The sequence below is a fragment of the Vibrio mexicanus genome (assembly GCF_001012815.1).
Classification (GTDB): Bacteria; Pseudomonadota; Gammaproteobacteria; order Enterobacterales; family Vibrionaceae; genus Vibrio; species Vibrio mexicanus.
On record NZ_JYJP01000113.1, the window covers coordinates 1 to 19,351 of the forward strand.

Genomic DNA, 19,351 nt, shown 5'->3' on the forward strand with positions numbered 1-19,351 from the left:
GGCGTTATCGCTGGCTTTTTTGTGGCTTCAGTAAAGAGCGGATAAGGATGCTAATACTCGCCCACTTCAATTGGTCTTTCAGTCTCTATGTCTGCTAGGCGAACCGCATAATCTTCTAGCGCCTTAGTACGTTCTTCATCAGTCATTCTTGCCGGACCAAACACTTTCTGTGGTTCCAAAACAGAGAAGCCAGTGAACTCAAAGATGCCGCGATGTATAGGACGTAGAATCGCGTCTAAGTCACCATTCCATCCGCCTTTATCATACGTCTCTTCAGGGCCGCCCATGGTGACACTGACCATGGATTTTTTCCCTTTGAACACGCCATTTTCATAGAAACGCCCACCGCCATACACTCGCCCCATAGCGAACACACGATCCACCCAGCCTTTAATTGTGGCAGGTAAACCAAACCACCAAAGTGGAAATTGGAAGATCATGAGATCGCACCACTCGAGCTTTTGAATTTCTTCTTCAATATCCGACGAAAATCCATCAATCTGAGCGGCATGCATCTCTTCAAGTTGCTGCTTAAAAAAATCATCGTTGTTGGCCGATTCAAAATTCTTTCTACCCGACACAGGGTCAAAGTTCATCGCATGTAAGTCGGACGTTTTCACCGAATGGCCTGCCGCTTCTAGCGCTTCGATACCGCGACGAAACATTGCGCCGTTAAAGCTTTTTGGCTCAGGATGCCAGTAGACAACAAGTACATTCATTATTTTGTCTCCAGAAGATCAACAATATTTTGGTAGCGATACTCTTTGGCGAGCATCAGTGGCGTTTTACCGTCGTACCCAACAAGATCAGTGCGTGCACCTGCATCAATCAGTACTTTGGCTGCTTCAACGTGACCATGCCAAATTGCGTCATGTAATGGTGTGTACCCATTATTTGGGCCTTGAGCATTCAATGTTTCCTGAAAGCCTGAATAGTGAGCCAGCAGGCGAATCACATCCGGTCGGCCATTGTAAGCGGCCTTATGCAAAGGAATCGCTTTCATGTAATGGTCAGGAATGGTTTGGTCGCCGCCTTGTTCCATCAGCACTTTCAACGCTTCGATGTCACCATCACGCGCAGCAACCATCACTGCAGTGTGTTCATCATTACCCGATGACGTAATTGCGGAGGTCTCATTTAACGTTGCCCAATCTGTAAGTTGTGCCAACTGCTGGGCTTTTTGGGCGTCCGTATCATCGCCACTGGTCACAATCTGGTAAGCTGCTAAATCAGACTCTCGCAGCGTTCGATTAGCTCTATAAGCCTCAAACATCTCGGCCATTTCCGCCGCTTGAGCGAGCCCGTACTGGTCATCATCATTTGCACCAAATTCGACAAGATGTTCTGCTTTCAACCCGAATGTTGAGACGATCTCTATATTGATATCGCCTTGCTTAAGCAGTGTCGCAACCATTGCAGGCTTACGGTGCCAAACTGCAACCATTAATGGTGTTACGCCATGCTTTGGCGTCTGCAAGTTAATAAAAGCATTCGCCTCTAGCAATGCCACTACCCATTGTTCAGAACCCTGTTGCGCGGCAATGTGCAATGGAGAGTTTCCCATTACAGGATCCAACTGGTTTACATCCGAGCCCCCTTCAATCAATGAAGAGAACTGTTCAAAATCGTTGTTAATAATACTGCGGTGTAATGCGGGTAGAGACATAGTGAACTCGCCTTGTGTATTTCGTTTCGTTGGTTCTAGTATTGACCAAGCCTTTGTTAACTTGTAGTGTCAAAGCACTCATCTTTAACATAACCAAAAGTTAATGAAATCACTTCCTAGCCAACTTCCTGTGTTTATTCAGGTCGCCAAAAGCGGCAGTTTTTCCTCGGCTGCAAGGGCGTTAGGGGTCTCTGCACCCGCCGTGAGTAAAGCCATTACCAAACTAGAAGATGAGTGGCAAATGAAACTTTTTTTTCGTTCTTCTCACTCGCTAAGCCTCACACAAACTGGCCAACAACTGTTTGATAGCCTAGGCCCATCCATGGCCTCCATTCAAGATACCATCGACCAAATTGCAGACGATACAAGCGCGGCAGGTGGAACCATCAAAGTTAACCTTCCCGCGAGTTCAATTGGTCAAGAACATATTCTGCCTTTGGTGATGGAGTTTATGACTCTCTACCCACAGATCATCTGCGATTTGCACTTTGACGATCGCAACGTCGATCTGGTCGAGCATGGATTCGATTTAGGGATTGGCGTGGCCATCAATCAAGACTCGCGATTAATCGCACGCCCTTTACTCAAGCAGAGCGTGGGAATATACGCAGCCCCAACTACATAGAGCAATATGGCCTTCCCGATAGCTACAAGACTTAGATGAACACCGTTGCATCCCCGTTCGCTCGTCAACCACCGGGCGGATTCGTAACTGGCCAATTCAAGAGAAGGGAATTGCGAAGATCTATGAGCCGAAAGGCCGACTGATCATGAATAACTTCGCCGCCGCCAAACAAGCAACATTGGCCGGTGCGGGTATCAGCATGCTAGGCAGTTGGTTATTTCGAGATGAACTGAGCTCGAAAAAAATAACGCCGCTTCTAGAAGAGTACTGGGGCGACCCCGTCACCATTTGGTGTTACTACTCTTCAAGAGATTACCTACCCACCCGCGTGCGTTTATTGATCGATTACTTGGTCAACAATATTGAGCGGATGGCTTAAGGTTTTGTAAGTCGAGCGTAATGCTTAGCTAAGGTCTGTTTGCCGTAAGAAGGTGCAACTGAGTCACTACCCAACATAGTAAGAAAGAACTCTGCGCCACCTGCGTATCTGTCGGGTAGTTTCGCCATAAACCAAATCAGCATTCGACGAACAGAGTCAGGAATCGATGTAATCGCCACTCGCTTTTGCTGCACTTCAAACGCGACCTTTGCAATTTGGTTGATTGAGAGGGTTTCAGGCCCACCGACATCGACCTCTCGCTCGTCAGATTCTATTTGCTGCAAGCAGAACTGTGCTAAGTCGGCGCCATGGATAGGGTTTATCTTCATGCTCCGGAACCAAATTGATAGACGCGGCCTTTCCTCGCCATATGGTAAACCTCTTCAAGGTCGACGAAAAAACCGTTCGGACGGATGACACACGGTTGCAGCTTTTCTGAATTCAACAAACGCGTCGCAAACTTTTCTTTGGCGCTCAATATGCGCACTTTCGGATAGTTTGGCGCATTGAAGGCCGAAATGTAGATGAACTTAGACACACCCGCTTTTTCCGCTTCAAGCAACAGATTAAGGTTGGCTTGATAATCGACATCCATATAACTCAGGCCATCTTTTTGCCGCGTAATTCCCAAGCAAGAGATAACCATATCGACCCCATCGCAAATACCTTGCAAGTCGCTAGGCTTGGTCACTTGCGCTTCTATGATTTGCTCTTCGGCCACACCATCGCGAACCAGCTTCTGCTTGTTTCTCGCAACAGCAATGAAATCATGCCCTGTCGCCATAAGCTGTTTCACTATGTGCAAACCTAAGTAGCCTGTCGAACCCGCTACCAATATGCGAGGTGAGCTTGTCATTTCGGTGTCTCCTTCTTCAAAGAATGATTGAGTTAATCATTAAAGAATTGAGCCTAAATTGACTCATAGTTTCAGCTCATTAATAGATTAAAACTTCGCCTATTTAGAAAGCCAAAATAGCGCCGATAAAACTATGACCAAGCTCCGATTTCTGAGTAAATAAACTCAGTTTCTCGTCAAATGTTGCTCGGGAACACCTTAATAAAATCAGCCCCTTCGTATGATGGCGCGACTTCAATTCTAACCAATAATAGGAGTGGGCATGAATCGTTTAATTCTTGACGGAAATTGGCGCCTAGCATCCCTAACGAATCCAGAAATTCAAACTGATATAACACTGCCGGGCGACGTGCATTCAGCCCTTCTCGCAGACGACATCATCCCCAATCCCTATTGGGCAACGCACGAAAAAGAGGTGCAGTGGGTTTCTCAGCACGATTGGCAAATGACTCGCGTATTCCATGTCACTCCCAAACTTCTGGACAGCCGTGTTATTGACCTTTCCATGAGCATGGTCGACACCATGGCAACCATTGAGCTCAATGGTGAAACCGTTCTGGAATGCAGCAACATGTTCCGGCTGTATCGCACGGACGTTCGCCCACTATTGGTTGAAGGCGACAATACCCTCACCATCACCATTAAACGTGCCGACTTAGAGGCTGCCGCACGCGCCGAAAAGCTGCCTTTCCCTGTACCATGGGCAGTGGGTAACAACCAGATCCCACATATGAATACCCTACGTAAAACTCAATGCCACTCAGGCTGGGACTGGGGAATTTGTTTGTTAACTAGCGGTGTTTACGCCCCTATTGAGCTGATTACACGCGAGCAATATCGACTCAATAACTTTGTGACTGAGCAGACGTGGCAAGATGAACACTGCCAGCTCAATGTCGCTGTTGATCTTGAACTATTGGCGGGTGCGGACTCAAACGATCGAATCAGCGCTGTTCTTACTTCACCATCTGGTGAAGCCCTAGAAGCGCAAACAGAAGTCGCTTGCAACGCAACACTCACTTTTGCCATTGAGAATCCACAACGTTGGTGGCCCGCAGGTTATGGCGAGCAGCCGTTGTACACACTAACAGTGTCCATCAGCAACCAAACTATTTCGAAGAAAATCGGCTTAAGAGAGTTAGAGCTGGAAACCTTGCCTGATGATGTCGGTTCCTCCATGACGTTTGTCGTCAATGGTAAAGCGATCATGGCCAAGGGCGCAAACTGGATTCCACTCGATGCCATGCCAGCACTACATACCTCAGACCGCTATCGCACGCTGCTACAAGACGCCGTTGATGCCAACATGAATATGATTCGTGTTTGGGGTGGCGGCATGTACGAGCAAGACGAGTTCTACGACTTGTGCGACGAGCTTGGCCTGCTGGTTTGGCAAGATCTGATGTTTGCCTGCGCACTCTACCCATCAACACCAGATTTCTTAACCGACGTCGAACTTGAAGTGCGTGACCAAGTGAAGCGCCTTCGCGACCACACAAGCCTTGCGCTGTGGTGTGGTGATAACGAAGTGATTGGCGCTATCGGCTGGTATCCAGAATCACGCACCAACCGCGAAAAGTATGTGGTTAACTACGACAGACTTAACCGAGTACTGCAACAAACCGTAGAAGCCGAAGATCCAACTCGCCGTTTCTGGGCCAGTTCGCCATGTAACGGTGAACTCGATTTTGGTGATGCATGGCACGATGACAACAAAGGCGACATGCACTTTTGGGACGTGTGGCATTCTGGCAAATCACTGGACGCTTACCACAGCATTAAGCCACGTTTCTGTAGCGAGTTTGGTTACCAATCGTGGCCTTCACTGCCAGAAGTCAAAACCTTTGCAGAGCCTAGCGATTGGAACGTAACGTCGCCAACCTTCGAACAGCACCAGAAAAACGGACGCGGCAATAGCATTATCACCGAGATGTTTACCCGCTATTTCCGTTTCCCATCCAACTTCGAGCAAATGCTGTACCTCAGCCAAGTGCAACAAGCGTTAGCGATTAAAACCGCGAGCGAATTTTGGCGCGCCAACAAACCCGTATGCCGCGGCATTCTCTATTGGCAATTGAACGATTGCTGGCCTGTAAGCTCATGGTCGAGCATTGAATATTCTGGCCGTTGGAAACAGCTTCACTACCATGCGAAACGCTTCTTCGCACCGCAAATGGCTACGTTTATAAGTGACGAGCAAGGACTGCGCCTTCACTTAGTCAACGACGAACACGCAGCCCGTGAAGTTGAAGGACAAGTATCCCTGATTGATTGGCAAGGCAACATTCTTGAGGCTTGGTCGCTATCCGATAAGATTGGGGAAGACGGTAATAAAGTGCTCTGGAACTTGAGTCTAGAAGCGCTCGAAAAACGCCAAGGGCAAGGCTTCTACCATGTTGAATTGAACTGCCAAGGTGAAGTCATTTACAACACTTGGTTCGATGACCTGTTTAAGCGCCTACCGCTGGCAGCTGCGACTATCACAACCGATGTAATTGAGGGTGAAAACGGACTACAAATCGTACTAAAAAGTGATGCCCCAGCCTTCTTTGTCCACCCTGAATACTCTGGTGCTGGCCGCTTTAGCGACGCAAGCTTTACGCTACTGCCACATCAGCCAGTCACCATTGATTACATTGGTAGCGCGACAGCAGACGAGCTACGAGACAACCTGTGTATCTACCATTTGGCTGGTAGTTATATGAGTTAGCTAGAGGCTACTTCATTAGTAAACAAAAGAGCCAGTGACTAAATCACTGGCTCTATTTAAACGACCAAGCCTAACTTATTTATGCCCGTGCGACCTGAAGTCGTATGAAGCGTTGTTCACCGCTTTATGAGTGGACCATCTGTGTCACCAGATGAACCTATGGGCCTGAATAAAGCAGCGGCTCAGACAATGTAACGAAGAGCAATCTAAATTGCTCGGGATTCGAATCGTGAGAGGACGATCCTCCTGATAACCACGCAAATCGGGTGAGTGCTAGGTAGTCAGTATGATGAACGTAAGTGAATCCATCTAAGGTGCGTTATATGACGAAGCAGCGGAAGTGGTTATTGCGCTGTAGCCAAAAAGGCAATGGGAGTTGGAAAGGGATTGGGCAATGCTCTTTCGTGATCGACACGCTCCCCGCACTAGAGTGGGCATCTAACCTGACATTTACGTAACATACGGAACAGGGTAAGCCTGTATCACTCCCTATGGGAAAGCCTTTGTGGCCGATAGTGATGCAGGTAAAGGAGGTCGGAAAAAGCGAAAGCTGTATTGTAATGATGCAGATACAGACTTATGTCTGGTCACGAAAGTGAGCCTACTTCCGACTGGTCTCCCATTGCGAGAGAATTTTAAGAACTTTATTCAAGGGGAAACGCAAATGATGATTTCAAAAGAGATTAGTGCCTCTCCTGACAGTCTTCAATGGCAGTCAATCGACTGGAAATCCGTTGAAGCGCTTGTATTAAAGCTTCAAATGCGTATCGCAAAGGCAACTAGAGAGAAGAAACACGGTAAGGTGAAGTCCTTACAGTGGCTCTTAACTCATTCTCGCTCAGCTAAGCTTCTTGCGGTTAAGCGAGTATCTCAAAATAAAGGCAGCAAAACGCCTGGAGTAGATGGTGTCATCTGGAACACAGGTGCACGCCGTATGAAAGCAGTTAATCAATTGAGCAGAAAGGCATACAGTGCCAAACCGCTCAAGCGTATCTATATCCCCAAAAAGAATGGCAAACTTCGACCGCTAGGTATCCCGTGTATGATAGACCGAGCGCAACAAGCGCTCCACCTTCTTGCACTGGAGCCAGTGTCAGAAACCCTTGCCGATCCAAACAGCTATGGATTTAGGCCAAACCGCAGCACGGCTGACGCTGTCGATCAGTGCTTTAAATGTTTGGCAACAAAGAAATCAGCTCAATGGGTACTCGAAGGGGACATCAAAGCCTGTTTCGACAAGATCGGCCACCAATGGCTTCTTGATAACATCGCAGTAGATAAGCGCATGTTGGAACAATGGCTAAAGTCTGGCTTTATGGACAAAGGTCTGTTCTACCGTACCGATGAGGGCACACCACAAGGTGGTATTATATCCCCAACCTTGATGTTAATGACTCTCGCTGGTCTTGAACAACAGATAAAGTCCACCGCACTCAAACAGGGTGCAAGAGCCAACTTTATCGGATACGCCGACGATTTCGTCGTCACTTGCGCTTCAAAGGAAGTGTTGGAGTATGATATCAAACCGTTGATTAATAACTTCTTATTAGAGCGAGGCTTAACACTCTCCGAAGAGAAAACGCATATTACCCATATTAACGATGGCTTTGACTTCCTTGGATTCAATCATAGGAAATACAAAGGAAAACTACTCATTAAACCGAGTAAATCCAATACGTTGATGTTCTTGAGTAACCTGCGTGAACTCATCAAAAAGCATGCAACCCTTCCAGTGAATGATCTTATCAAATTGATAAATCCAAAGCTAAGGGGGTGGTCGAACTATTATCGACACTGTGTTGCTAAACAGGTATTCGGATATGTTGGCCACAAACTATTCCAAGCATTATGGCACTGGGCAGTTAGGCGTCATCCAACCAAGTCCAAGAACTGGGTTGTTCATAAATACTTCCTCAATCGTAAAGGCCAATGGCAATTTCACGGCTGGCAGAAGATCATGGACATGGATTGCCAGTTTAACCTATTCCAAATAGCAAAAGTGCCTATTGAGCGACATGTGAAAATCAGGAGTTCAGCGACTCCTTTTGACCCTGAATACCAAGAATACTTGGTAAAGCGGAAGTCAAAAAGACAAGCTCGCAACTCGTGGGTTGATCCTGCTCTAACTGCTTTATGAGTTGTTGGGTGTCAAACGATGCCTTAGTGGAGGCTTGAGCCGTATGCAGTGAAAGTTGCACGTACGGTTCTTAGGAGGGCGGCATCTGGTAACAGGTGTCGCCTATCCGACACAACCTTCACAATTGGCACTTAGTAACTCAGAAGTGCCCCAAGACGAGTTACAGCTGCGTAATGCGCTAATGAAAGTAAGCTGATTTTTCCCTAAAATAGCTAATAGCAAAACCTCCAAAGAGGAGGCCAAATTTGATGATCCATTACACACCGTTAGTTTGGTACATCGGTGCGAGAAGGGAGGTGCGTCCATCACGTCAAAGCCGTCCAACTATTTGGGGCTAATTCTAAAAAGTAGCCACCCTTAGCCAAACATTTGAATTTGTAGCATATCCTTATTAAATAACTTAAATGTTAATAGTTTGTATTATTTGTGTGTATTTAGTCGCAGAGCATTAAGGTCACTCTAGAAAAAAATCACTAGGAATGGGATTCTAAAGATTCACAACTAGTATGAGTATTTTTAAATACAGCAGTTAATATAGATGGCAATCGTTAACTTGTTGGTATTAATATTAATTAGTTATAGGCTAGTGTGTTATTAATACATGTTTCATGAAATGGAATTTATTTTATTACTCCTTTAGTTTGGGTTTGTTATGAGTCAGGGTACGGATTTTTTTGATATTGATATCTCTATAATTATTCCCACTTACAATAGAAAGGAATTACTAATGCAAACTCTATCTTCTATAGATAGATGCAAGAAAGAGGGTATTAAACTAGAAGTGATTATAGTGGATGATGGGTCGTCCGATGGTTCAGAAGAAACCATAAAAAAACAGGAATATAATTTTAATTACCATTATCACTATCATGAGGATAAAGGTTATAGGGTGTCTTTATCGAGAAATGTCGGAGCTAAACTGTCAAGAGGTAGAATATTAGCTTTTGTTGATAGTGGCATGATTGTAGGCTCAAACTTTCTCAAAGCGCACAAAAAACTTCATGATGAGTCGCAAAACTTGGCTGTCATTGGTTACATGTATGCTATTGAGCAAAATCTATCGAAATCGAGCCGAGAAAAATTGAGTCAACTTTATTTAAAACAAAACGTAGACGAGTTTTGTAATTCTATCGTTAATTCACATGAATTCAGCGACATTCGAGAACCTGTATTTGAAGCGTCTTCGGATACCTTGACCCGACTACCTTACCCTTGGGCTATTTTCTGGACAGGAAATGTTTCGATTAAAAGGGAGCTATACAATAAAACCCAAGGATTTGACGAAAAGTATACATCATGGGGGTCGAAGATGTCGACTTTGGTTACTCTTTGTACCGATTGAACTGTACGTTTCAATTATCGAGAGATGGATTTGCAATACGAATTCCAAGGAAAAAGGAAAATATAAAAACAAATAACTTGCTCGCTAAAGAAAATAGGGAATACTTCTATAACAAATATAAAACCCCTGAAGTAGAGACACTTTTAAATGGAAAAGCGATCGAGATAAATCTGCTTTTAAAGCATATGTAAATTACTTTAAATTACACTAATAAAAATTAAATGGTAGATCAGTAATGGCTATATTTATCGACTTTACTCCTAATTTGTCCAATGAAGATATAATTAAATCAAAAATAATCCATCTAAATAGCTTTGATGACATCAAGATCAGAGATAATGACTATTTAATCTCTAAGGACAGGTCAGTTTTCAATGATGTTATAGTAACATCTGATAGAGTTTTTTTATGGAAAAAGTCGGAAAAAGTTGCAATTTGTCCCCTAGAATATGGCACGTCAATCGAGTGTCCTGATTTAACGACTTACCTACTCATCGCCTTAAAGCAAATAGAGGAAACTACCCAAAGTTATCTGCCTTTATATTTACCCACACAAGAAGTTGGTAAAGATACCATTATGGTTGGGGCTGGCATAGTCAACCTGGTCACGGCTCTCTATCTTGTCGAAGAAAGCCACAGCATTGAAATTTACGACAGAGCACCCTACCCGGAAAAAGAGAGCGACTGGCGACTACAAGGGGCGACATTTGGTGGGCTAGGTGCGCGAATATTTTCGCTGAACGAGTCACGACAACATCAATTTAAAGGACTCCTAACGCAAGGAAAAAAAGCCCCACTTACTTTTCGTGCGTTAGTTGAAGACGGTGGGTGGATAAGTCAAAAAGTGGATTGCAATAAAACGGAAAGCTGGATTGATGATTTTGAATCTCTTCCTAGCTGGCTGATTGGACTCTACAACGATGAAATAATTGAATTTAACAAAGAAAGTGCCAAACACTGGGAGCGTTTGTTTTCTGATTATCCAGAACTGACTCATGGTATAGACTATTCGCCTCGCTTATTGAGGATATATCAAACCCAAGAGGCTTATCAAAAGGCAAAGCAAACTGAACAGGCTATTGGTGCTTATATTAGAGATGTCTCTCTTGCTGAGTTAGGTAGGTTAGAGCCTAGCCTTGAAGAAGCGATAGCCACTGGTGATGCTGTAGCTGCAATAGAAGTAGTAGGGTTCAGTCTTAACATTCATAAATTGGGCCGCAAGCTTATCTCATTACTAGAGTCGAAAGGAGTTACTTTCCATTGGAGAAACTCTATTGAAGTTATAGTTAAGCGGTCTGGCGTTATACAGGGACTTCAATGTTCAGATGGAGAAGTGATTAGTGCAACTAATTATGTACTTAGCCTTGGATCTAATCACGGCATGCTTTTAGAGGGGACTAGGTTAGAAAACAAAATCGCTTCTGTAGTGGGCTCATGGACAAAACTGGCGAATGAAACCTTTCCGCTGACCAATCCAATTAAAATTTCTCGCCACGGATTCGCCTCGACGGGCGCGGCAGAAGGTGGAAACATCATCCCGGTCATCGACGACAACAACAATGCTAGCCTCTGCATCGGTGCCGGGCACGGTTTTATAGGCGTGAACGCTGACATCTCATGCCAAGCGGCAGTAAAAACGCTTAAGCGATGTCCCGACCACATTGCCGATACTTTGCTTCCAAGTAAATTTCGCAGTCAGGACGTTGACTCATTCCGCATTTGTACACGTCCTTGGACATCAACGGGGTTAGGCCTGTTTGACACCATGCCCACCGAAAACAACGGAGTGCTAATTATGACTGGCGGACATAATACGGGAGGGTTTGCACAAAGCCCTGCTGTTGGAGACGCTTGTGTGAAAACACTTAAAGGTCAGAGATGTCGCATGCAACTTAGCTATCACCCTAATCGAAATATCACTCACTTTTTGGAGAACTCATGAATAACAAGCCCTTAGTTTCAACCGTAGTACCTAATTATAATAACGCTGAATTCATCGAAGAGTGTGTCCAAAGCATATTGTCACAAGACTATGAAAATATAGAAGTGATCATTGCTGACGACTGTTCAACCGACCACTCTAAAGATGTCATCGAAAAATTGGCGGCACAAGATAAGCGGGTGAAGGTCGTTTTCAATCAAGAGAACTTAGGGATCACAAAAAACCGAATGATTGGCATAGAAGCAGCCACTGGTGAATACTTTAATTATTTGGACAGTGATGACTTTATACCTCGTACAGACAAATTGTCGAAAGAAATGGAACTTATCACTTACTTCAAGCAAAAGTTGGGAGAAGATGTCATTGCATTTTCCGATGTCAATATATGTCATGGAGACGGACGTCATGCGAATAAATTTCGTCTTATTCGACCGGTTAAAGAAGGTTGGATTCATGATGATTTAGTTTGCAGAAGGTGCCTAGTACCCCAAAATTTCACGATGAAAAAAGAACTCTACACCAATGTTGGGGGTCATGACGATTCCATACCTTTTTATGAAAACTGGGATCTAAAGATCAGGCTCGCTGCCAAATACCGATATGTATATACAGGCATTGATGGATTTAGCTACCGTCGACATGGGCATGGTTTGTCTAATCAAAATGTTGATAGGCATCGACATTGGGTGAAGCACATTATCGATAAGAACCTGTTCTCTGTCGAAGAAGAACGCCGAGAGTTAGTGAAGAAAAGTGCTTATACCATGGTTAACAATATTGAAGATGAACTTGATTTTATAAACCAACACATAGAGACATACGCACCATGAAAAGTATTTCCATTGTTGGAGTCGGTCCCGTCGGCCTCGCAATGTTTGACGCTCTCACTAGAGAATGCCGAGACACTGGCCGCAGAGTTCAAATCAATCTAATTGACCCGAACCCGATGGGGCACGGGGTATACGGGTGGGAAAAAGAAGACAACTTATTGCTCAATACACATTGCGGTGAGATTTGCTGTTTCATGGATAGAGCTGCTATGAGTACGTCGTTTGACGTTTCCCATTATACCTTTTACGAATGGGTCATGAAAAAAGGACTACGACTCAATGGTACCGCACTAAGCACAACGGAAGGCAGAAAGATTAAACCGACGGACTTTCTTCCTAGGCATTTGCTGGCTCAGTATTTACATGACTGTTTTCAATTGATCAATGCGGAGTCCACTTGTCCGGTAGAGCTCATACCGCATTCAGTGGTAAGTCTCGACGAACCAGAAGGTCAGAGAAAGTGTTACCTAAAGCTAGATGATGATCGTGTTATAGAATGCGATGAAGTGATCTTCTGCTTAGGTCATGGTCAAGGAGCCCCAAAGTCTGACATAAGACACAAGGTATTGAACTGTTACCCAGCACAGTTTTTAAAGGAACATTGTCATCCTGATAGCCGAGTCGTCATTAGTGGCGTTGGTCTGTCTGCCATGGACGCAATTGTTTCTTTAACTCAAGGGAAAGGGGGAGAATTTAAATACGATGAACAAGGCGTAGCGATTGATTATATGCCGAGTGGTGAAGAGCCCGCTATCACGATGGTCACTTCTAAAGAAATGCCATTTTTAAGTCGGCCTCTATACGATGTTACAGCGATAGCGGACTATACGCCTCATTACTTCACTAAATATAATCTTGAAAAGCTGAATCGAAAAGAGGTGTGCTTTGAGCAAGATGTTCTATTGTTAATCAAGAGAGAGGTCAAGTTAGCCTTCGGGGTATTCTTGTGCAAACTGGAGCCTTCACTCGCGTTTCACCTAGAGACTTACTCTGAAAACATATCTCAATTTGAAACAATAATGGCTCCATATCTTGCGGATTGTCAGCCAGACAACTGGTTTGGGTTATCCAACCAGCAAGCGACGCCTGAGGGTTTCTACGCTCAACTTAACCAAGATATTGCGAACTCAACCGTTCCAACGGCTTATAAATTTGCGATTGAATTGCTTCGATACTTAAGGGCTGATCTACGAAACTTTATTGATTCAGAGAGTTGCTCGGAAAAGTGTTACGAAGATTTCTACGCTTCCGCATACAAAGTTTTTTACCGCTTGAATGTAGGCCCCCGTTAGTAAGAAATAGCGAATTGTCCATTCTGATCAAAAAGAGCATTGTTACTATATCTATGTCGTCGTTGCTTCACTTTGATGATCAGCAATGGATTGACGCTGATGGTCACGCTTACGATTGGAATATTAAGGCTCATATCGATACATTGGCAGAGCATATGGAACGAAATCCATTGATTAGCAATCTGTTAGAGCGTGGGAAGATAACACTTCAAAAGACCCTAGGGAAACCAATCGGTATTGCCGTTGACAACGAATTTTTCGTTGTGGGGGAAAATCAGAATCAACTTAGTAATCGGATTCGTTTTTTAGGAGCACTCACTGAAGGGTGCCATAGTTTTCATTATTACTTACCGTCCCCAAAGTCACGGTTTAATTATTATCTGCAAGCGCAACATTGCGCTAAGGCAATTGTGAGAGGGCAGACCCACAATGTGTGAGTCAATATCTAGATCCCGTTTTTATCGTTCAATTTGGCCGAATTTTATTGAACAGTTGGTTTTCTCTCTGATCTTGATCTCTGACTCGTTTTTTATCGCTTTAGTTTCTCCAGAGGCTTCGATTGGCGTTAATGCGACCCTACCGTATGCATTTATTGCTGCAGTGTTTCTGTCTAGCTGTTATCAGGCGATTAGTGTTTATTTGGGACAACAGATCGGAAAAAATAGATTAGACTGTGTCAGTGAGGTGCAGTCACTGTTGGTGGTTTTAGCCATAGTGTTGGGTATATTTTGGGCGTTGATCCTGTATTTTTTGGCGCCTGCTTTCGCCACATTGAATGGTTTTGATAAGCAAATTACTACCTTTTTTGTCTTATATTTGTCTCTTACATCAGTATCCATACCGATAAAGTCTCTGCAAATGGCTTATAGCTGCCTTTTAAGAGTTCATGAACAAGCACAAATAAACGCCAAAGGAAACTTTATTGCTCTTGGGGTCAATATTTCTATCAACTATTTATTGTTGGTTTCCTTTGCCGATTCGTTGAACGTGGGGTTTATGTCAGTGATTTACTCGACATGGGTAGCAAGATTCTGTCAACTGGTATACATCGTCATAGCTGGTAGAAGATATGTGCAGTTAACTCTATCCATTGGGAGCCGCGCAATTAAAGGAGTAAAAAATGCTTTGAAGAGTGCGCTATTCTTGTCATTTGAATCTCTGTCATTTTATGCATCCAGCGCTGTTCTGGTCGGTATTACATCTCACTTTGCTCAAAGTGAATTGGTCCTCAGAGTTCTATTAAACAACATTATCCTGCTCAGTTCAGCTTGGGCAGTTAGCGTAGGTCGAGCCGCTCAGGTTATTACCGCGAAGGCGATTCATTCTGAAACACCAAATCTATTTTTCATAAAAAGATTTAGTTCACGAACAGCCCTATATGGTGTGGGAATCGTCTTGTTTGTTTTCTGGCTGCTTGAGGGTCAATACGTTTCTTACTTCAACCTCAATAAAACACAGCTATCCCTTTACCTATCAATTTTATCGCCAACGGGATCTTATGTTTATTAATGGCTTTTAATATAGCGAATCACCACATACTGATTGGAACCGGAGATATAAAATACATCTCTTCGAGATATATGCTCTTGCCTTGGGTGATCACTCTGCCTTTGAGTCTGCTCCTTTTAAAGTCCCTACTATTGGGTTATCTCGGAGTTATTGCCGCCCTTCTCATTGAAGATGCAGTGAAGGTAACGATTATGCAGAAACGCTGGAGCACTGGCATTTGGAAAAAACAAGTGTGGAGTTAGAAATATGAATCGAAATTATTTTATCATTACGCTGCATCGTGTCTACGATCCGGAGCTAAAGGCCTCACACAATACCAGTCCAAGGCTAGAGATTTCGAAGAAATTTTTGGAAGAAATTATTTCATTGCAAGATAGCCATAGTGTCGAATTTGTCACTATAGATCAGCTGCTTGAGGTTATCAGTAATGAAACAAATGGCACCTATGGCTGTTTAACATTTGATGACGGTTTTGCTGATAATTACCAACTCGCTTTTCCAATACTAAAAAAGTCTGGAATCCCATTCACTATATACCTATCAACTGGGTACCCCGATCATGTTATTTGTCATTCATCAGAAATCATCAAAGAAGAACTAACAAATAAGGGTCACCTATGGATTGCAGGAGAGAAAATTTCCTGTAAAGAGTTGGGATTGGAAGCGGCTATCAGCAAGGCGTTAAAGCTTATCGATGCTCAGAGCACAAATCCAGCTCAACAGAAACGGCTGCTTCAAGAGCACATTGACAATTTTGAGTCCTATTATTACCTGGGGTTAAGTTGGGCGCAACTTCGAGAAATGCTCGACAGTGGGCTATTGACGGTGGGGCTGCATACACATACCCATCCAAACTTGACGGAGTTGACGCAAGACGAAATTGCAAACGAAATCACGTACTGCAACAAAAGGATTGAAGAGGAGTTGGGCCTGAATGCGACACATCTTGCTTATCCATTTGGTCGATATAATCCCAAAGTGATTAACGTCATCAGGTCTATGCCCATTCAGACAGCAGTAACAACGGAAGAACGCCTTATAACCTATGATCGTTACGACTATTTAGTTATGCCGCGTGTCCGTGCTGTGGACGGTCAGCTAGAAGAAATCACCAAACATATTCAATGAAAGGGACCACATGATTTCAGTGATTATTCCAACCTACAATCGACAATCCTTACTACTATGCACTTTAAATTCGCTTCTCGGTCAAACGGGAAAAATACCAATACAAATTATTGTAGTCGACGATGGTAGCTCGGATGGAACGAAAGAATTAGTTAACCAATTTAAAAGCAATCATAACCGTAATAGCTTTAAAGTCGAATATACCTATCAAGAGGATAAAGGTTTTCGTGTCGCGGCCGCTAGGAACAAAGGAATAAACTTAGCGATATACGATTTGATTGTATTTGTAGATACGGGGGTTTATTTATTTCCAGACACCCTTTCAACTTTAATCCATAACCATAAGGCCGCATCCGTCACTCTCGGAAACTTGTATGGTTTCGATGAACAAGGTTCCGACACAATTAGCGAACTTGATCGCAAATTATGCCTTAGGGCTACAGATCAGTTTATCTATGAAAAACGTTACGATAAATACCCTGACACTAGAGTAGCAATGCTCTCCCAATACAACTTACCTCTGGAACAACTCCCTGCGGCTTGGATATACGGTTGGACAGCGATGCTCGCTATTCCAACGACTATAGCAAAACAAGTGGGAGGGTTTGACGAGTCCTTCAATAGTTGGGGTGGCGAGGATGTGGAGTTTTGCTTAAGAGTACAATTGTTAGGTACAAAAATCCGTTTTATGAACGCCTTTAAAGCGATTCATATTCCTCATCCGGCAGACCTTACGGGTAGAGAGAAAAGCAGTAAAAAGAACCTAGAATATATACACAAAAAACATCAACGCAGATCAACACAATTACTACTGCACAGCCGATTCAAATATGTCAATTCAACGCTTCTAGATGAAGGCGGAGATTACCCTCTTAACTCTAGTAGGGAGAAAAACCATGTATAGGTACTACTCTGACAAAATATTGTGTCCAACACGAGATCAGGGCTTGTCAAATGTAGAAATAAACGAGTGTGCCAAAGAGCAGTTAAGTTTGGGCAACCGAGTTACTTTTTCTGGTTGTCCAAGAATTTTCATAACTACTATTGCAGAGAAGGCCCCCATTAGAGAAACGGTGCTGAATGCAAATAGGGTCATTATTGGTGATAGGACCTTTATCGACTCTTCCTCCGATCCGGCTTTTTTAAGTGGACCAACAAAGCTAACTTGCTTAAAGCTACCCAATCGAAAGTTTGGTCGCATCCACATTGGGCAACGTTGCTCACTACAGGGAACCAGTATCGTTGCATACGAACAAGTAATTGTAGGAGATCGTGTCATATTTGGCCCCAATGTAGTCGTGATGGACTGCTCTGGTCATGCATTAAACAACCGAGAACAAAGCGACGAGCTAGAACGGTTGTCGATCCGACCCGTTACGATTAAAGACGATGTATGGATTGGCTACGGGGCGATTATTCTTCCTGGGGTGACCATTGGAAAAGAAGCAGTAGTCGGGGCTGGTGCTGTAGTCACAACCGATGTACCCGATGGTGCCTGTGTTGCGGGAAATCCCGCTAAAGTAATCAAGTATGTCAATAAATAGAAAACAGTTTTAGATAAGGACAATCAATGAGTATTGAGGACAGAATAAATGAACTGGGTCTCGCACTACCTTCAGCGAGCAACCCTCAAGGTAGCTATTGTAACTGTGTGAGATCAGGCAACCTTTTGTATGTTTCTGGTAAAGGCCCCGTCGCTGGACTTGAAGTGGTACCTAAGGGCAAAGTAGGAAAGGAATATACCGTAGAGCAGGGGTATGAATTTGCAAAAGCAACCGGTCTAGACATATTAGCAGCTATCAAATTGGAGCTGGGTTCACTGGATAAAGTTAAAAGAGTGGTTAAGTTACAAGGGTTTGTTAATGCGACCGAAGAGTTTGAAGAACACCCTAAAGTGCTTGATGGCTGTTCTGATCTTATGGCCGATGTTTTTGGTGAAAAAGGGGTTCATGCGCGTTCCGTATTTGGGGCCACCTCAGTACGTAAAAACCTACCAATAATCATCGACTCTATATTCGAAATAGAGTAACCCAATCAAACACGAAACTAGGAAGTTCAATGAAGCAAAAGATCTTTAACTTTTTCAGGTTTTTGAAGAATACAAATAACGCATTGTTATGTAAGACCCTATGGGAAGTAGAATATAGATGTGGTCGGTGGGATTACATTGACCAAAGTATGGACATGAATACACACTCTGTTCTAACGGACTTTGTTTGTGGCGATGTTTTGGATGTTGGGTGTGGGACTGGAAACTTTGTGTCCAACTTTGACTCAACGCAATACACTACATATACTGGGATTGATCTCTCTCACTATGCTGTCGCTAGAGCTAAAAAACTCTTTGATAGCAAAAACATTCAATTTGTTCAAGGCGATGCGCTATCGTACTCCTATGGTAGCCAGTATGACGTTATTTTTGCTATCGAAATTGCTTATTACTTTTATCCTGACAAACATATTACCTTCATTGACCAATACATTGATCTTTTGAAAGAGAACGGAAAACTCATATTGAGGATATGGAATAAAACAAAATTTTCGGCTCTGTTAGATGATTTAGTTAACTATCCAGGCTCCAAAAACACTGAGATAATTCCACTAAGTGAAGAGGCTATTCTAGTTGTCTTAAATAAGTAACTCTGTTTTTTTAAGGCTTAAGTATCATAGTGCCTCATAATGGCATCAAATCAAGTAAAGGGCGTAGTTATGCTACGGAGCTTACCTGCTAGTTTCTAATAGGCATACCTAGCCCTAGGACTTTGTTCATTGCTTTGACATTTGCCAGCGCCTCACCAACCTGAGCATTATAAAATATCAAGCTCAAGGTACCGCTAGTCAGTCCTTTATATCGAGACATTGCCGTCTCAGAGATTGAGCAGTCGTGATAGCCAGACTCCGTTTTCCACTGAACTAGCGTATCATTTTTAAGTGC

18 protein-coding genes and 2 pseudogenes are annotated in these 19,351 nt (G+C 43.6%); 16 read left to right on the forward strand and 4 right to left on the reverse strand.

The features are described 5' to 3' along the window. Positions 1-50: 50 nt before the first annotated feature. Together UA76_RS17725 and UA76_RS17730 are read right to left on the reverse strand one after the other, a co-directional pair. A complete protein-coding gene (locus tag UA76_RS17725; protein WP_047048923.1) occupies positions 51-719 on the reverse strand; it encodes an NAD(P)H-dependent oxidoreductase in 669 nt (222 codons plus the stop codon). Next, entirely contained in the window at positions 719-1,666 is a 948-nt protein-coding gene (locus UA76_RS17730) for an ankyrin repeat domain-containing protein (protein WP_047048926.1), read from the reverse strand. The genes UA76_RS17725 and UA76_RS17730 overlap by 1 nt, the downstream gene beginning before the upstream one ends. A gap of 103 nt (positions 1,667-1,769) precedes the next feature. Here UA76_RS17730 and UA76_RS25260 point away from each other — a divergent pair, with 103 nt between their 5' ends. Both UA76_RS25260 and UA76_RS25265 read left to right on the forward strand, forming a co-directional pair. Next, positions 1,770-2,291: a LysR family transcriptional regulator gene (locus UA76_RS25260; protein WP_052772089.1), complete on the forward strand. Its 522-nt coding sequence runs from the start codon at positions 1,770-1,772 to the stop codon at positions 2,289-2,291. A 79-nt stretch (positions 2,292-2,370) separates the two neighbouring features. After that, positions 2,371-2,670 (forward strand): LysR substrate-binding domain-containing protein, encoded by a 300-nt coding sequence (locus UA76_RS25265; protein WP_272946033.1) that lies wholly within the window; start codon positions 2,371-2,373, stop codon positions 2,668-2,670. Here the strand turns inward: UA76_RS25265 and UA76_RS17740 are convergent. Continuing rightward, positions 2,667-3,526 (reverse strand): annotated as a pseudogene (locus UA76_RS17740) (SDR family oxidoreductase). The gene UA76_RS25265 and the pseudogene UA76_RS17740 sit on opposite strands and share 4 nt — an antisense overlap. A 262-nt stretch (positions 3,527-3,788) precedes the next feature. Here UA76_RS17740 and UA76_RS17745 point away from each other — a divergent pair. The 14 genes from UA76_RS17745 (at position 3,789) to UA76_RS17810 (ending at position 19,056) form a co-directional block, all read left to right on the forward strand. Beyond that, positions 3,789-6,236, forward strand: coding sequence for a glycoside hydrolase family 2 protein (locus UA76_RS17745; protein WP_047048929.1), 2,448 nt, complete (start codon positions 3,789-3,791; stop codon positions 6,234-6,236). A 323-nt stretch (positions 6,237-6,559) separates the two neighbouring features. Next, positions 6,560-6,694 (forward strand): hypothetical protein, encoded by a 135-nt coding sequence (locus tag UA76_RS25270; protein ID WP_272946032.1) that lies wholly within the window; start codon positions 6,560-6,562, stop codon positions 6,692-6,694. 206 nt (positions 6,695-6,900) lie between these two features. Then, entirely contained in the window at positions 6,901-8,373 is a 1,473-nt protein-coding gene (gene ltrA / locus UA76_RS17750) for a group II intron reverse transcriptase/maturase (RefSeq protein WP_047048968.1), read from the forward strand. A 652-nt stretch (positions 8,374-9,025) separates the two neighbouring features. Continuing rightward, positions 9,026-9,715, forward strand: coding sequence for a glycosyltransferase (locus UA76_RS17755; RefSeq protein ID WP_047048932.1), 690 nt, complete (start codon positions 9,026-9,028; stop codon positions 9,713-9,715). A 235-nt stretch (positions 9,716-9,950) separates the two neighbouring features. Then, positions 9,951-11,657, forward strand: a complete 1,707-nt coding sequence (locus UA76_RS17760) for an NAD(P)/FAD-dependent oxidoreductase (RefSeq protein ID WP_047048937.1) — start codon at positions 9,951-9,953, stop codon at positions 11,655-11,657. Further along, positions 11,654-12,487 (forward strand): glycosyltransferase family 2 protein, encoded by an 834-nt coding sequence (locus tag UA76_RS22635; protein WP_052772091.1) that lies wholly within the window; start codon positions 11,654-11,656, stop codon positions 12,485-12,487. The genes UA76_RS17760 and UA76_RS22635 overlap by 4 nt, the downstream gene beginning before the upstream one ends. Continuing rightward, on the forward strand, positions 12,484-13,779 hold the full coding sequence (locus tag UA76_RS17770) for an FAD/NAD(P)-binding protein (RefSeq protein ID WP_047048940.1): 1,296 nt from the start codon (positions 12,484-12,486) through the stop codon (positions 13,777-13,779). Before UA76_RS22635 ends, UA76_RS17770 begins: the two co-directional genes overlap by 4 nt. 14 nt (positions 13,780-13,793) lie before the next feature. After that, positions 13,794-14,216, forward strand: a complete 423-nt coding sequence (locus UA76_RS17775) for a hypothetical protein (protein WP_157617671.1) — start codon at positions 13,794-13,796, stop codon at positions 14,214-14,216. Continuing rightward, positions 14,209-15,288: an MATE family efflux transporter gene (locus UA76_RS17780; RefSeq protein WP_047048946.1), complete on the forward strand. Its 1,080-nt coding sequence runs from the start codon at positions 14,209-14,211 to the stop codon at positions 15,286-15,288. Before UA76_RS17775 ends, UA76_RS17780 begins: the two co-directional genes overlap by 8 nt. 246 nt (positions 15,289-15,534) lie before the next feature. Beyond that, positions 15,535-16,416 (forward strand): polysaccharide deacetylase family protein, encoded by an 882-nt coding sequence (locus tag UA76_RS17790; RefSeq protein ID WP_047048951.1) that lies wholly within the window; start codon positions 15,535-15,537, stop codon positions 16,414-16,416. A 10-nt stretch (positions 16,417-16,426) separates the two neighbouring features. Further along, entirely contained in the window at positions 16,427-17,320 is an 894-nt protein-coding gene (locus UA76_RS17795; protein WP_047048954.1) for a glycosyltransferase family 2 protein, read from the forward strand. After that, a complete protein-coding gene (locus UA76_RS17800) occupies positions 17,313-17,960 on the forward strand; it encodes an acyltransferase (RefSeq protein WP_047048957.1) in 648 nt (215 codons plus the stop codon). Before UA76_RS17795 ends, UA76_RS17800 begins: the two co-directional genes overlap by 8 nt. 26 nt (positions 17,961-17,986) lie before the next feature. Beyond that, on the forward strand, positions 17,987-18,445 hold the full coding sequence (locus tag UA76_RS17805; protein ID WP_047048960.1) for a RidA family protein: 459 nt from the start codon (positions 17,987-17,989) through the stop codon (positions 18,443-18,445). 29 nt (positions 18,446-18,474) lie between these two features. After that, positions 18,475-19,056 (forward strand): class I SAM-dependent methyltransferase, encoded by a 582-nt coding sequence (locus tag UA76_RS17810; protein ID WP_047048963.1) that lies wholly within the window; start codon positions 18,475-18,477, stop codon positions 19,054-19,056. Between the two features lie 88 nt (positions 19,057-19,144). Here UA76_RS17810 and UA76_RS17815 read toward each other — a convergent pair. Next, positions 19,145-19,351 (reverse strand): annotated as a pseudogene (locus UA76_RS17815) (IS5/IS1182 family transposase); the annotation flags it as partial.

Bases quoted from the DNA above. Each gene is read 5' to 3' on its own strand.
- UA76_RS17760 (WP_047048937.1), top strand. From the start codon at position 9,951: ATGGCTATATTTATCGACTTTACTCCTAATTTGTCCAATGAAGATATA.
- UA76_RS17810 (WP_047048963.1), top strand. From the start codon at position 18,475: ATGAAGCAAAAGATCTTTAACTTTTTCAGGTTTTTGAAGAATACAAAT.
- UA76_RS17755 (WP_047048932.1), top strand. From the start codon at position 9,026: ATGAGTCAGGGTACGGATTTTTTTGATATTGATATCTCTATAATTATT.
- UA76_RS17730 (WP_047048926.1), bottom strand. From the start codon at position 1,666: ATGTCTCTACCCGCATTACACCGCAGTATTATTAACAACGATTTTGAA.
- UA76_RS17800 (WP_047048957.1), top strand. From the start codon at position 17,313: ATGTATAGGTACTACTCTGACAAAATATTGTGTCCAACACGAGATCAG.
- UA76_RS22635 (WP_052772091.1), top strand. From the start codon at position 11,654: ATGAATAACAAGCCCTTAGTTTCAACCGTAGTACCTAATTATAATAAC.
- UA76_RS17790 (WP_047048951.1), top strand. From the start codon at position 15,535: ATGAATCGAAATTATTTTATCATTACGCTGCATCGTGTCTACGATCCG.
- UA76_RS17795 (WP_047048954.1), top strand. From the start codon at position 16,427: ATGATTTCAGTGATTATTCCAACCTACAATCGACAATCCTTACTACTA.
- UA76_RS17805 (WP_047048960.1), top strand. From the start codon at position 17,987: ATGAGTATTGAGGACAGAATAAATGAACTGGGTCTCGCACTACCTTCA.
- UA76_RS25260 (WP_052772089.1), top strand. From the start codon at position 1,770: ATGAAATCACTTCCTAGCCAACTTCCTGTGTTTATTCAGGTCGCCAAA.
- UA76_RS17770 (WP_047048940.1), top strand. From the start codon at position 12,484: ATGAAAAGTATTTCCATTGTTGGAGTCGGTCCCGTCGGCCTCGCAATG.
- ltrA (WP_047048968.1), top strand. From the start codon at position 6,901: ATGATGATTTCAAAAGAGATTAGTGCCTCTCCTGACAGTCTTCAATGG.
- UA76_RS17725 (WP_047048923.1), bottom strand. From the start codon at position 719: ATGAATGTACTTGTTGTCTACTGGCATCCTGAGCCAAAAAGCTTTAAC.
- UA76_RS25270 (WP_272946032.1), top strand. From the start codon at position 6,560: ATGACGAAGCAGCGGAAGTGGTTATTGCGCTGTAGCCAAAAAGGCAAT.
- UA76_RS17745 (WP_047048929.1), top strand. From the start codon at position 3,789: ATGAATCGTTTAATTCTTGACGGAAATTGGCGCCTAGCATCCCTAACG.
- UA76_RS17780 (WP_047048946.1), top strand. From the start codon at position 14,209: ATGTGTGAGTCAATATCTAGATCCCGTTTTTATCGTTCAATTTGGCCG.